The sequence below is a fragment of the Pelotomaculum sp. FP genome, assembly GCF_004369245.1.
Taxonomy (GTDB): domain Bacteria; phylum Bacillota; class Desulfotomaculia; order Desulfotomaculales; family Pelotomaculaceae; genus Pelotomaculum_C; species Pelotomaculum_C schinkii.
On the sequence record NZ_QFGB01000041.1, the window covers coordinates 1 to 12,376 of the forward strand.

Genomic DNA, 12,376 nt, shown 5'->3' on the forward strand with positions numbered 1-12,376 from the left:
GCGTCTTGGGAGCCAAATACTCAAAGTTATTCATATACATCTTTGTAAGCCACCTCCTTCAAATACTTTCAGCTACCCATCGATAACCGCTTTCTTCACTTCTTACTGCAGAAAATTCTGATGTCGCACAACAAACCAGGTTTTGGACAACGCTTGTTCCTGCCGCTTCCCCCCTTTGTCTTTGATTCAACGCCAGGGGCTTTTCATTAACCAGTTGACTGTTCCCCCAGTGGTTAGAAGATCAGAGTCGCCGTCCTTCCTTGTTTTACTACTGTATATATAGAGGCCTCTCCGACCCTGAAACCGTTCTCCGTGTACCGCCAATCAATTACTATTATCGATTCCACCGGAATGGCTCTTTCAGAATGGTCCTTTAATATAGTAGTAAATATACTAATTTGTTGTATATTTATAGACTATAGTATAATAACAAGTTTTATTATAGATCATAGTAGTATGCTTAAAAAAAATCTCTGTCGCATACTATAGCAGTATGCTTAAAAGATCCACTAATTGCCTACAACTGTCCGCCATGCAGTTCTTGAAGTATTTCCTGCAAGAATCTCTCTTCCGCCTCACGGAAATAAATTAAATTTTTAATAACTTCCTTTTTCTTGTATGGCATCTCGATGCCGACCGAAAAGTTTTCCTTCATTCTTTTTATATTGGATTTAACCAAAGAAAGCCTTTTGGTTAAACAGCTGATCATTTCCTCAGGGGTTAAGATATCAGAGGTTTCCAAGCCAACGTTCAGGTCAAGGTAGTACCATTCGAGATTGGAAAGCAGCCTTTTAGAAGCTTCAGCCAGAGCTACTCTACCGGAATCTGTAATGTAATACCTTTTTCTGTCCGGCATCCTGCCCTCTTTTTCTTTTTGTGAATAAACCAGCTCTTTTTCCTCTAACCTCTTTAACACCTGGTATATAGAGGCTACTCCGACCCTGACCCATCTTCTCATGTCCCGGCACTCGATTGTTTTGTCAATTTCATAGGCGTAAGAAGGTTTTTCACTTACAATACTGAGCAGAATGACCTCAATGTTCGACAATATTTGCACCATTATTTCACACAACCTATTATAGTCTATAGTAGCATGTACAAAAACGCACAAATACCCTTAATACACATCCTTAGAAATTAATATTTTTATTATATTATATAGTAGCCTGTTAAAAAAATAAATAGCTATTAAAGAATAATATCTACGTAATAATGGGAAGGGTATTGAGATAATAAATAGATTTTATGTTAATAAATGTCAAACGCATAACGGCGCAAAAGCCCAAACAAAAAAAATTTCACTACTTAAGCGGAATTGATATCGCGTTAGAGATTGGAGCTATGTTTTATTGAAAAATGCAGGTGCGAATTCATTCGGACAAATGCAATATTTGGATGCTACAAGTTCGGCGCTAAGGCGTCGTTGTGCGATTGAAATGGCGCCTGCATATTTTCATGCTGCGTGGCGCCGCGATAGCGGCGTGTGAAACTTCCCTGAAAATAAGGCTGGAAAAATGTTGGGATTTGGCTTGATAAGAAGCGGCAGTTAGTTAGACATGATTGGGAAGGCATAATTCTTTATAAAAAAAGGGGAATTTAAGGATTCATCGTATTATTATAATTTGCAGTTGCATTTTAATAATTAAATATGCGGTAGGGAGGACACGAATTTGTTAGTGTATGAACTGGTCCGGCAGGGAGCTGACGAAAAAATTGCACTCTACGAAAAAGACGCTAAATACAGCTACGCCCAACTGAAAAAAAAGGTGGGCCAATACCGGAATTTCTTATATGCCCAGGGAATACGGCCAACTGATAACGTAGGTCTGTTCGCCAAAAACTCCGCCGGTTTTATCTTCAGCTACCTTGCTGTGGTTAGCCTGGGAGGAGCTGTTGTGCCCCTGAACACCATGTTAACCGGCAGGGAAGCCTCCTTTATACTCGCTGACTCTCAAGCCAGGTACATACTGACTGATAAGGAGCTTCAACTAAACACAGGAGATATTGTTTCACCTCCCACGCAAATCCTGATTCAAAATATAAATGAAGAAACCAGCCGCGTCTCTTACCCTGCCGCGCCGGCCATACCCATGCAGGAAACCGACCCCTGTGTTATACTCTACACCTCCGGCACGACGGGCCGTCCCAAGGGAGCCCTGCTATCCCACCGCAACCTGATTACCAACGCCGAGGCGTTTTCAAAAGTCACAGAAGCTGCCGCCAGTGATAATACCCTGTGCGTTCTGCCGATGTTCCACAGTTTCGCCTGGACCTGCTGTGTCACCACGGCCCTCTATAACGGGGCCTCGATTACCATAGTTGAAACTTTTTCACCCAAAGAGGTCATCCAGACGATCAGGGAGATGGGTGTTACCGTAGTGATGGGAGTTCCCGCCATGTACAGTTATTATGCCTCCCTGGCAACACCTGCCGACCTGGCCGGTGTCCGCCTGTTCGCTGCGGGCGGAGCTTCCCTGCCGCTGGAAATTCTAAATAGCTTTTACACCAAAACCGGTAAAAAAGTTATTGAGGGTTATGGACTGTCCGAGGCATCCCCTGCTGTTGCTTTCAATCCTTTGGGCGCGACGAAACCGGGCTCAATCGGATTGCCCGTTCCAGGCGTTGAAGTGAAAATCATTGCCGGTGACGGCAGGGAAACGGTGACGGGAGAAATTGGAGAAATAATCGTTAAGGGCCCCAACGTGATGCTGGGGTACTATGGCCTGCCCGGCGAAACCGAGGAGGCGCTCCGTAACGGTTGGCTTTATACCGGTGATTTGGCTTATAAGGATGAAGATGGTTATATTTTTATAGTTGACCGTAAAAAAGACATGGTGATTGTCAGCGGCTTAAATGTGTATCCCAGAGAAGTTGAAGAGATTATCTACCAGCACCCCCTTGTGCAAGAGGCTGCGGTCATAGGGGTACCGGATAAAAAACGCGGGGAAACGGTACGCGCATTTATTGTTCCCAAAGAGGGAATGCAATTAAATAAAAAGGAACTACTAAGCTTTCTAAAAAAGAACCTGGCCTCCTATAAGCTGCCAAGGGAAATTATTGAAGTTGGCGCAATGCCGAAAACAGCAACCGGTAAAATCTCCAAGAAGGATCTCAGACAACTTTATAACAATCTAAAATACACAGAAAGTTAACGGATTATAATAGAAGGGTTATGCAGCACATACTCAAGTACATCGACGCTTATGGCATACGGAGCAACCCCACAATGAATGCAGGGTCAAATTCATTCGCACAAATGCAACATTGGCTGCCACAAGTGCGGCGCTGACCCGCCGCTGTGCGATTAAAATGGCGCCTACATATTTTCGTGCTGCGTGGCGCCGCGTTAGCGGCGTGTGAAACTACTCAGCGATGCGGGTGCACCCACATCGCTGATTTTCATCTTCTGCCGGCGCCGCGTTGGCGGTATGATTATCTAACTTACTATAGGAGAAGCACTTTCGTCAAAAGAGTTTGTCCTTAATGCAAATGAGAAAAGGTAGGGATAGTTTTTCTTCAAATATTGCATATAATACAGCCACTGAACCACCAGTTGGCTGTATGCCCGGTTGATATCACTCGCAATATGCTGCAGGTCTGAATCAGGAAGGCTGTTCAGATCCTTTCGCCGGTCCAGTTCTTCTGTCAGATGAAATACCGCGCGTAGAAGTTCGCTAAAGGACTCGTGCTCCAGCAGCACAGGGTTTTCTAGAAGCCTTAACAAAAAGTCTCTCTTCCCTGTGAGCCACCGGCAGAGATCTTTGAGAGCGATTTTCCGCGCCTCAACCTGATAATTGTAATTTTTAAGCTCATGAATTATTGAAGTAAATTCTTCATCTGACCAGTTCTCCCTGACAATAAGACGCTTCCTGATTTGATCAAGCCACGGGTCCTGGTTTGAAAAGTAGACAAGCAGTTCAGTCCCCACCTCGCCAAAAAAGGTACCTATGACCATATTCAATTTTTCAAGCCTTTCCCGTTTCGATTTTATTGTGAGTAGTTTATTTAGGATAAGTGTTACCAGCAATACATTTATTGGGAGAAAGCCGAGAGAATTAAATACGTAATGATAGGTATTATCGCGATCTCCCAGAATAATAAATTTAAGCAGGTATACAACTAGTGACAAAAAAACGAGAGAAATCCCCAGCTTAACTTCCCAGTTTAATAGTTTCATACTTCCCCCCTTTTGCTTTCTCATCTAAATGCTTAAAACCAATTCGACGAAAATCCACCAAAACCTCCCACATGGTCATCATATAGTTGTCAAACATGTTCTTCCTTCCTAACAAGGATCCGCATACTTGCAAAAATCAACTTGTATGCTTGCAAAAGTCAAGTTGTCAAACTGACCTTAAGAGAGTCGCATAAATATGTGTCGCCTTTAAGAGTGAATAAGCTACAAGTTTCTACAAATTACAGAAATTCATACTTGGTACATGCAAAATTGGCACTTCAGAGATATCGTTTTCGTAAAATGGTGGTTCGATTTCACCTGTAGAAATAGGGAAAAGAATAGACAACACATCGTCAGCATTAATAATTTTTGGGATACCTATAGATAAAAGTATAATTTATAATTAAATATTGTTCATATTCATAAATGTTGACAGGTATATCATAAATAAGTTATAATCACATCATACTAACAAAGGAGGTGTATCTAGTTGGCCTTTGAAATTTATAAACCACGTGGAGAAAAAGTAGGAAAACTACCCCTTGTATCACTTTCAAAGAATTCTATAGTCCTTAACAAAACCGCTCGCGAAAAGCTTAAAGCTGAGAATGTGGAACTGGCATTTGACCGCGAAACCAATACCATAAGGATTAGAGCTTCGAAGGACGGGCAAATTGTAAAGAAAACTAAGGTCTTTGCACGGGGCTTTTTCAATCATTTCGGTCTCGATAAAAAAGGAAGATTTACTGCCAGGCATGAAGAGGAGGAAAATGCTCTTTATGTTAACCTGGGTTAATATAGCTTTCACTATCGGATAGGGTGTTGCTGACTCTGTTTCAATAGTTCATTCAATGCTTTTGAAGCTTGTGTTAAAATATATGCAGTAAATTCAACCTCCAGATACCTGGAGGTCTTTTTGCCGGGATTTGCGCTTCTGTCAAATTAGTTGCATTTTGGTATTTGTGTCTGCAGCCTGTATTTCACATTGTTTCGAACTATAAGCAATATCCCAAAAAAGTTCTCATGTCAATTATATATCATACTAATACCCTGGCCTGAGAAAAATAGCATAGATCGCCAGCCCCAGGACCAGCGCCGCCAATACAAAGACGCCTACCCCCCCCCGCCGGCAGCCTTTTTGCATGGCCCACCGGCCGTAGGTATAGGTATAGTAAGTTACCACCATGGGAGCAATCAGAAGCACCAATTGTTCCATTATTCAACCCCCGCGGCTGGTTTAGTTTCCAATTGCAGTCCTGTCCTGCGGATTTTGCTGTGTACTGTCACATTAATACTAGCCTCGGGGTACCTGTTAAGCCACTGGAACTCCCTCCAGGACGGCACCGTCCAGAACTTGCGCTTAACCTGTTTCCCGAAGCCGAAAATGTCAGTTCCAAATTCCTCCTGGGTACGCCTGATTAGGTCATGTAGACCCTCCTGGAGTTGCCGGGAATAATACTCTTCTAAAAGTGTCTTATTGGCAGGGTCCTCGTAATTGCACCCGCTCGCAATTGAGATTATCTCCGGTTCGTTATAAATATCCACGTCGATAGTGACGTTCCCCTCCGGGTCTATGCTCGTCGTATATTTCGGGGGTCTGGCCTGGCGTACCTGCAAACCCACAGGGGTGTTGGGGTCGCTCGGGTCCGGCATACCTGTAATACCGCTCTTGATAAGGCCCCTTAGAACCAGGTAGTAACGTGTCTCCTGGCCGTTTAGGATTCCGACCATTTTGTCCCCCTTAAATACCGCGCTGCCGATGACCTGGGCCTTGTTTGCTCCAGCAATCGGGACCTCTCCTGCGACATACTTGCCGGGGGTCGCCGCCCCGCCCCGGCCAATACCAGGCTTGGCCGACTCAAGCCCGCCTTCGTGGAGGGCAACCAGGGGAATACTGGGCTGAATGGATTCAGACTTGGTATCGTCGTAAAATTCACTCAACTGTGTACTATGGTAAAGGCCGGTTTCCCTGGACATCAAGTTCAGCAGCTCAATTTGCTTGGTCGGGCTGAGTTCCAGCGGGGGGTTGTTTTTTTCAATAAAATCCTTGGCCTTGCCACGACAGATAAAAATCTGGGCGGTGCCGCGAAGTTCCCGGTAGCGGTTAAGCGGGTAAATCCACTTGGCAAGGCCTTCCCTGGCCAGTTCCTCCGAGAATAAAAATGCCTTTGTATGCAGGAAAGACACCCGCCGGTCAATGACTGTGTTCAATAAGTCTATGGAAGCAAGGGGCGCGTAGCTTTCCACGCTGTAAATCAGCGTGCCTCCACCACCTCCACCTTCTCCGCCGCCACCCCCGCCACCGCCGCCTGAAATCCCTGCGATAACCTTGGGGTTGGCAATCATGACTGTGACAACCAGGTTTTCCTTTTCCCCTTTGTCAAATCCCATAGCCAGCACATAAGCCACTTCGTCGGTTTCCCGGCTGCCCCAGCAGCCCGAAAGAACCAGCAGGCCCAGGGCAAGGAGCATAAAAGCACAAACCCTAGCCTTCCTCACGAGGACCCCTCCTTCTCAGGCGGAGCGCCGCCAGGATCATTAACGGCACCAGGTAATTGGGGACAAGAGCGTAAGGCCTCAGCCAGTCAGCGTCCAGTTTGACCACAGTCGGAAGATCGGGCGGCAAAATGCTCAGAATAAACATGATTATAATCAGAGGCCAGAGCAGCGGACGGTAGTCGGGCAGTTTCAGTGTCTGTGTCAAGGCAACCGCGCCTCCGTAAAGGGTAACCGCGATTTTAATGAAAGCCACAATACTCCAGATGATCACGAATACCGACTCAACTCTTTGGAGAAAACGTCCGATATAGATATTGCGCGCCAGCCTGTAAAAAGGCAAGGTGTTTTCCGCCATGGTGGCCCAGTGGAAAGTCAGGTTTACCACCAGCAGGATAATTATCAATGAAGCGAAGCCTAACAACATGGAGCGGTAGCCAATCAACCGGAATCGCTCAACCCCTCCCAAGGACTGGATAATTACTGCCGCAAAAATAATTTCAGTTACACCGGCGGTGCTGAACGTGCCTAAGCCAAAAACCTTGAGCGGACCGTGTCCGAAGAAGGGGAACAGGCCACCGGTATCCCACTGTGGAATCAAAGCCAGCAGCAGGAGCAGGATACCGCCAAAAATATAAGGATAGGACAGGCGGGCGGTACGGGCTAAAGCCTCAAGCCCCAGGTACGCGCCCAGCACTCCCATGCCAAGGTAGGCGATACTAATTATGCTGACGGGCACGCCGGGCAGGGCGGCAATAATTAGAGCCTCTGAAAATTCCCTGGCAAATAAGGCGCCCACGGCTATGAAAAAACCCACCGTGACGAGGTTGAGCAATACTCCTGCAACCGGGCCGAAAGCCTGCTCTGTGATTTCGATGATGCTCTGGCCCGGGTTTTTCCTGAGTACAAGATACATCACATAAAAACCAACCAGAGCTGCCACCAACCCGCCCAGAGGCGTCATCCAGGCGGCCGTAGCGCCGATTTCGGTCAATAGCCTGGGGTAGGGCAGAAAAATCCGGGCGATATTGGATATAGCCAGGAGGATGATTGCCTCAGCCGGGCCGAAGGACCCCGATTTAACCATTTTTTCCACCGTCCTCGTCCTTAATCCATCCCCTGGAGACCTGCGGCTGTCGGGTTATATCCTGCGGGTTGATATAGTCCGGCCGCTTCTCGTGAGAGAACAGCGGCATCCGGTACACTACGTCGACACCGCCGGCGGTGCGGGGGCCAACAGGAGCCAGATAGGGAACACCGAAAGACTTGAGGTTGGCAGTCAGCGCCATCTGGCTGAAAATACCGATAGCGATCCCGAAAAAGCCCAGTGATACTCCCAGGATGATATACATAAAACTGTAAATTCTCATGGCAAAGGACAGGGAATAGTCGGGGATGGCGAAGGAGGCCAGCCCGGTGATGGCAACCAGGATAACCAGGAACGGGCTGACGATGTTAGCCTGCACCGCGGCCTGTCCCAGAATGAGAGCTCCCACGATCCCGATAGTGCCGCCTATTACTCCGGGCAGGCGGATCCCTGCCTCACGGATCAGCTCAAAGGAGATCCCCATTAGTAAGACCTCTACCAATGAAGGAAAGGGTACCTTCTCCCGGTTCCCGGCGATGGCCAGTAAGAGTTCCGTCGGGATCATCTCATGGTGAAACAAAACGATGGCCAGGTAGATCCCCGGCGCTAAAAATGAAACCAGGAAGGCCAGCGCCCGGAGATAGCGCAGGTAGGTGCCGTACTGCCAGCGGATATAGGATTCCTCACCGGTATGGAGCTGCTCATACAATGTGGTGGGCACCACCAGGACAAAGGGGCTGCCGTCTACGATGATGGCCACCCTGCCTTCGACAATCTTGGATGCCACCCGATCGGGCCGTTCCGTGGTAAGGATGGTTGGGTTCAAATTATAGGGGTGATCTTCGATAAGTTCTGAAAGGATGCCGCTCTCAGCAATGTAGTCGGTCTTGATACTATCCAGCCGCCGCTTTACTTCCGCCACCAGGTCAGGGTTGGCCAGGTCGCGCAGGTACATTATCGCCACAATTGTTTTGGTGCGGTCCCCCAGTATCAACATTTCGGTGGTGAGCTGCTCGTTCCTGATAGTCTTTCTGAGCAGAGCCGTGTTGGTACGCAGGGTTTCAGTAAAGGCTTCCTGCGGCCCGCGCACTACCTGCTCACTTTGTGGTCTTTCCACGCCGCGGTGTTCCCAGCCCTTGGTTTCGATCAGCAGCGCTTTGGTGGAACCTTCCAGAAAAATGGCCGTGTCCCCCATGTTGACCGCGGTGAGGACATCGCTGAAAAGATTTTTTACCGCAACCTGGTTTCCTGGCAGCAGGTGCTCTCTAACAAGATATACCAGCCCGCCCTTATCCTTCGGAAGCGGCTTTTCGGCAAAAAGCATCAAAGCCTGAAAAAGCAGATCCTGGATCGCCTTGTCGGTCAGGCCGTCGATAAAAACAGCGAAGCAGTTAGTCTCCGAATCCGTGCCAATTGCAAACTCCCTGATCACAAAATCCTTATTTTCAGGCAATCCGTACAGCTTGCTGATAATTTTTTTATTTTGGCTTAAGGAAGCCCGTATCGCGTCAGGCTCCCCTTCCATTTGGTCTTCCTCTGGCCGGCTCCCCCCTGACCGGGAGGTCTTCTTAATGGCCCTCCTGGCGGACGGCTTTTCATCCTGAGCCGGCTGATTGTCATTCTGGGGCCGCTTATTTTGATCATCCGCAGTCTCTTTAAGAATAAAACCTTCCCGATCAGGGTTCTCTTTATAAGAGATAAACTCGAGAAGCTTTTTCGTATTGATCATGCTACACCCTTCCAGCCGCTTATGATAAAGATTATTATATCCAGGCCTAGCGGTTGTATCCATGCAGCATGCTCCAGGCGAGTACAAAACACCAACATGGGAAAACCAGAACCTATTAAATCAGTTGACAATAATTAATTGCTTATTTAATATTATTATATAAGCAAAAGGTAATGTTATTATTAAGCTAATTTTGCGAGGGATTAAGAACTACGCATTGGAGGTGTATATATACATACTAGCATTTATTAGGCAGCCTACCGTTACCGAGGCATGGACAAATTAGGACCCAAATCATTCATTCAGGAGATGTTTTTTCATGAGAATGCTGGCAGAATTTTTTCCGGAATTTGCCGAAAAGCTGGATGAAATCGACGCTTTATATCAGGAAAAAAGGTTTATTGATGAAAAAACCTACCAATTTATTTGCTTTGCCTTATCTATCAAGGGCCGTTCCAAGCCTTGTGTTTTAAAGCATTTTAAGGGCGCTCTGGAAGCCGGCGCCACCGTGCAGGAACTCACCTACATCTTAGCTCTTACCATGCGTGAAGCCGCAGGAGCAGACGACTGCTGGACACACGATGTTATTGATGACTGGAAAGAAATCCTGGCAGGAAATGTTACCTGCGGTTGCCAAAAATAGGAGGGCCATGAAATTAGTAACGGGACTGGGTTAATCCAGCCCCGTTTTTATTGCTTTTAGGAATTTTCCAAGCGTCCTTCATCCACTTGCAATATTCATTAACAAATATATAATTAAAACAGGATATTATGAAATTTAATTATTTAAACAGCCTAACAGGCGACGGGGGAGTCTTACTATGCTAGAGGAAAAACTTACACAAAACAAAGCGGATATTTTGAAAGCGATGGCCCACCCAACCCGTATAAACATACTGGAATCCCTGCGTGAAGGCGAGCGCTGCGTATGCGAAATCATTGAGCTCGTTGATTCAGAGCAGTCAAACACTTCTCAGCATTTAGCGCAGTTAAAAAAGAACGGCATTATCTCTTCCCGCAAAGACGGGCTTAAGGTGATTTACAAAGTCAATAACAGGGAAATATTTTTCCTTTTAGACCTGCTTGATAATATCATCGCCAGCCAGATGGAAAAGAGTATGGCAATTCTTGAAGGACTGAAAAAAAGACGCTCGGATAGTCAACTTTCGCCGAAATAACTTTGTTAATCTAATTAAAAGGGCACTGCTCTCAAGAAAGATAAGCAAGTGCCCCTTTACCTTGGCAACCATCAAAGTCAGATAATTGTTACATTATCCCCCACTTTAACTTTTCCGCCTTTAACCACACGTCCGAATCTGCCCTCCCTGCTGACTATGTAGGGCCGCCCATGTTCTTTGTATTCCTCTTTGCCGATATATAAGATGATTACTTCAGCGTCACCCAACCTAAGCACTTTACCTGCTGACAATTCTTCCAAGGGCATACCGGTAATTGTAAAATTTTCAGTATAGCCGCCATGCTGCACTTCTTCCTTTTTATAGGCCGGGACTTTTTCCAAGGCTTCCACCGGCAATAAGCTAACCTGGCGGTCCCATTCACCCCCGTGCGCATCTCCTTCCAAACCCCAGCCTTCTATAACCTGGACTTCGGAATAACACGCAACATGAAGTATCATATGCACATAACTTCCTTAGTACTTAGCCCCAGAATGCCCCGAAGATCCACCCCGCAAACGTAGACAATACAATAACAAGAGAGATAAAAATCAAAGTCTTTTTAGTACCTAATACCTGTCTTATTACAATCATGCTCGGCAGGCTTAGCGCCGGTCCGGAAAGGAGCAGGGCAAGCGCCGGCCCTTTACCCATGCCGCTGCCTAAAAGGCCCTGCAATATGGGCACCTCGGTCAAGGTTGCAAAATACATAAAGGCGCCTACAATGGAGGCAATAAAGTTAGCGCTGAGCGAGTTGCCGCCTACCAGCATAGAGATATACCTGGCAGGTATAATACCCGTATCCACCTCCGGCCTGCCCATCAAGAAACCGGCCACCAGCACTCCTCCCAGGAGCAATGGGAAGATCAGCTTGGTATAACCCCAGGTAGATTCCACCCAGCTGACCATTTCATCTTTATTAAACCAGAGCTTCAGTATCAACGCCAGCACAGCCAGGAAAAATACTGTCAGATACCAGTGCACCTGGTAGACGGCGTTAAAAAAGCCCACCGGCTGACTCGGCTTGCCCCAGGATGCAAATATGAGGATAACGACCATCGTAGCAAAATACACCGCGTATTGCCACAAAGCCCGCCTATCCTCCTCCGGCGGCGGCAAATTGAGGGCTGCAGCTTCTTTTTCCCGCTCCTCCTTCAAGAAGAAAAGATGCATTAAGAGTCCAATAATTATAGAAAAGAACACCGCCCCGACAGCCCGTGCCAGGCCCAAATCAAACCCCAGAACGCGGGCGGTAAGGATGATGGCCAGAACGTTTATCGCCGGACCGGAGTACAGGAAGGCAACGGCAGGCCCGATACCAGCGCCCCGCTTGTAAATCCCCGCAAAAAGCGGCAGGACCGTACAGGAACACACCGCAAGTACTGTACCTGAAACCGAAGCTACACTGTAAGAAAGAATCTTACTGGCCCCGGACCCAAAATACTTTAGCACCGACGCCTGTGACACAAAAATAGAGATGGCCCCGGCTATAAAGAAAGCAGGCACCAAGCAGGTAAGCACATGTTTTTGCGCATAGTCCTGGAGCATGAAGAAAGCTTCAAGAATCGCGGACTGTACCCGCGGGTTTTGAAAAGGTATATAGAAGGCTAAGAGAAATATACCCAACATTATGAAGAACTTATCACGTTCTTTCACTTAAAAAGACTCCTTTTCTATTTGCAGCATTAAGTCAATAAACTCCCCTTGCTTTA

At 46.9% G+C, this 12,376-nt stretch carries 12 protein-coding genes; 4 read left to right on the forward strand and 8 right to left on the reverse strand.

Annotated elements, in window-relative coordinates; all coding sequences use genetic code 11:
- Positions 1-517 precede the first annotated feature (517 nt).
- Positions 518-1,060: a PadR family transcriptional regulator gene (locus tag Psfp_RS14660; protein WP_243120680.1), complete on the reverse strand. Its 543-nt coding sequence runs from the start codon at positions 1,058-1,060 to the stop codon at positions 518-520.
- 616 nt (positions 1,061-1,676) lie between these two features.
- Between Psfp_RS14660 and Psfp_RS14665 the strand changes: the two genes are divergently transcribed.
- Entirely contained in the window at positions 1,677-3,152 is a 1,476-nt protein-coding gene (locus tag Psfp_RS14665) for a long-chain fatty acid--CoA ligase (protein ID WP_243120683.1), read from the forward strand.
- A 284-nt stretch (positions 3,153-3,436) separates the two neighbouring features.
- On the opposite strand, the gene Psfp_RS14670 is transcribed toward Psfp_RS14665, so the two are convergent.
- Positions 3,437-4,177, reverse strand: coding sequence for a hypothetical protein (locus Psfp_RS14670; RefSeq protein ID WP_134219292.1), 741 nt, complete (start codon positions 4,175-4,177; stop codon positions 3,437-3,439).
- A gap of 490 nt (positions 4,178-4,667) precedes the next feature.
- On the opposite strand from Psfp_RS14670, the gene Psfp_RS14675 reads away from it, so the two are divergent.
- Positions 4,668-4,973, forward strand: coding sequence for a hypothetical protein (locus tag Psfp_RS14675; protein ID WP_134219293.1), 306 nt, complete (start codon positions 4,668-4,670; stop codon positions 4,971-4,973).
- Positions 4,974-5,219: 246 nt separating this feature from the next.
- Here the strand turns inward: Psfp_RS14675 and Psfp_RS21770 are convergent, their stop codons facing one another.
- Genes Psfp_RS21770 through Psfp_RS14690 form a run of 4 tightly spaced genes read right to left on the reverse strand, consistent with a single transcriptional unit; the run spans position 5,220 to position 9,489 of the window.
- Positions 5,220-5,393, reverse strand: a complete 174-nt coding sequence (locus Psfp_RS21770) for a hypothetical protein (RefSeq protein ID WP_192895447.1) — start codon at positions 5,391-5,393, stop codon at positions 5,220-5,222.
- Entirely contained in the window at positions 5,393-6,676 is a 1,284-nt protein-coding gene (locus tag Psfp_RS14680) for a Ger(x)C family spore germination protein (protein WP_134219294.1), read from the reverse strand. The genes Psfp_RS21770 and Psfp_RS14680 overlap by 1 nt, the downstream gene beginning before the upstream one ends.
- On the reverse strand, positions 6,663-7,760 hold the full coding sequence (locus tag Psfp_RS14685; RefSeq protein ID WP_192895448.1) for an endospore germination permease: 1,098 nt from the start codon (positions 7,758-7,760) through the stop codon (positions 6,663-6,665). Before Psfp_RS14685 ends, Psfp_RS14680 begins: the two co-directional genes overlap by 14 nt.
- Positions 7,753-9,489, reverse strand: a complete 1,737-nt coding sequence (locus Psfp_RS14690) for a spore germination protein (protein WP_134219296.1) — start codon at positions 9,487-9,489, stop codon at positions 7,753-7,755. The genes Psfp_RS14685 and Psfp_RS14690 overlap by 8 nt, the downstream gene beginning before the upstream one ends.
- Positions 9,490-9,808: 319 nt before the next feature.
- On the opposite strand from Psfp_RS14690, the gene Psfp_RS14695 reads away from it, so the two are divergent.
- Entirely contained in the window at positions 9,809-10,132 is a 324-nt protein-coding gene (locus Psfp_RS14695; RefSeq protein WP_134219297.1) for a carboxymuconolactone decarboxylase family protein, read from the forward strand.
- Positions 10,133-10,310: 178 nt separating this feature from the next.
- Positions 10,311-10,667: a metalloregulator ArsR/SmtB family transcription factor gene (locus Psfp_RS14700; RefSeq protein WP_134219298.1), complete on the forward strand. Its 357-nt coding sequence runs from the start codon at positions 10,311-10,313 to the stop codon at positions 10,665-10,667.
- A 77-nt stretch (positions 10,668-10,744) separates the two neighbouring features.
- On the opposite strand, the gene Psfp_RS14705 is transcribed toward Psfp_RS14700, so the two are convergent.
- Both Psfp_RS14705 and Psfp_RS14710 read right to left on the reverse strand, forming a co-directional pair.
- Entirely contained in the window at positions 10,745-11,125 is a 381-nt protein-coding gene (locus Psfp_RS14705) for an MOSC domain-containing protein (protein ID WP_134219299.1), read from the reverse strand.
- A gap of 22 nt (positions 11,126-11,147) precedes the next feature.
- Positions 11,148-12,320: a permease gene (locus Psfp_RS14710; protein WP_192895449.1), complete on the reverse strand. Its 1,173-nt coding sequence runs from the start codon at positions 12,318-12,320 to the stop codon at positions 11,148-11,150.
- Between the last annotated feature and the right edge of the window lie 56 nt (positions 12,321-12,376).

Coding starts and splice junctions, on each gene's coding strand:
- Psfp_RS14705 (WP_134219299.1), bottom strand. CDS start 11,125: ATGATACTTCATGTTGCGTGTTATTCCGAAGTCCAGGTTATAGAAGGC.
- Psfp_RS21770 (WP_192895447.1), bottom strand. CDS start 5,393: ATGGAACAATTGGTGCTTCTGATTGCTCCCATGGTGGTAACTTACTAT.
- Psfp_RS14670 (WP_134219292.1), bottom strand. CDS start 4,177: ATGAAACTATTAAACTGGGAAGTTAAGCTGGGGATTTCTCTCGTTTTT.
- Psfp_RS14695 (WP_134219297.1), top strand. CDS start 9,809: ATGAGAATGCTGGCAGAATTTTTTCCGGAATTTGCCGAAAAGCTGGAT.
- Psfp_RS14660 (WP_243120680.1), bottom strand. CDS start 1,060: ATGGTGCAAATATTGTCGAACATTGAGGTCATTCTGCTCAGTATTGTA.
- Psfp_RS14690 (WP_134219296.1), bottom strand. CDS start 9,489: ATGATCAATACGAAAAAGCTTCTCGAGTTTATCTCTTATAAAGAGAAC.
- Psfp_RS14685 (WP_192895448.1), bottom strand. CDS start 7,760: ATGGTTAAATCGGGGTCCTTCGGCCCGGCTGAGGCAATCATCCTCCTG.
- Psfp_RS14700 (WP_134219298.1), top strand. CDS start 10,311: ATGCTAGAGGAAAAACTTACACAAAACAAAGCGGATATTTTGAAAGCG.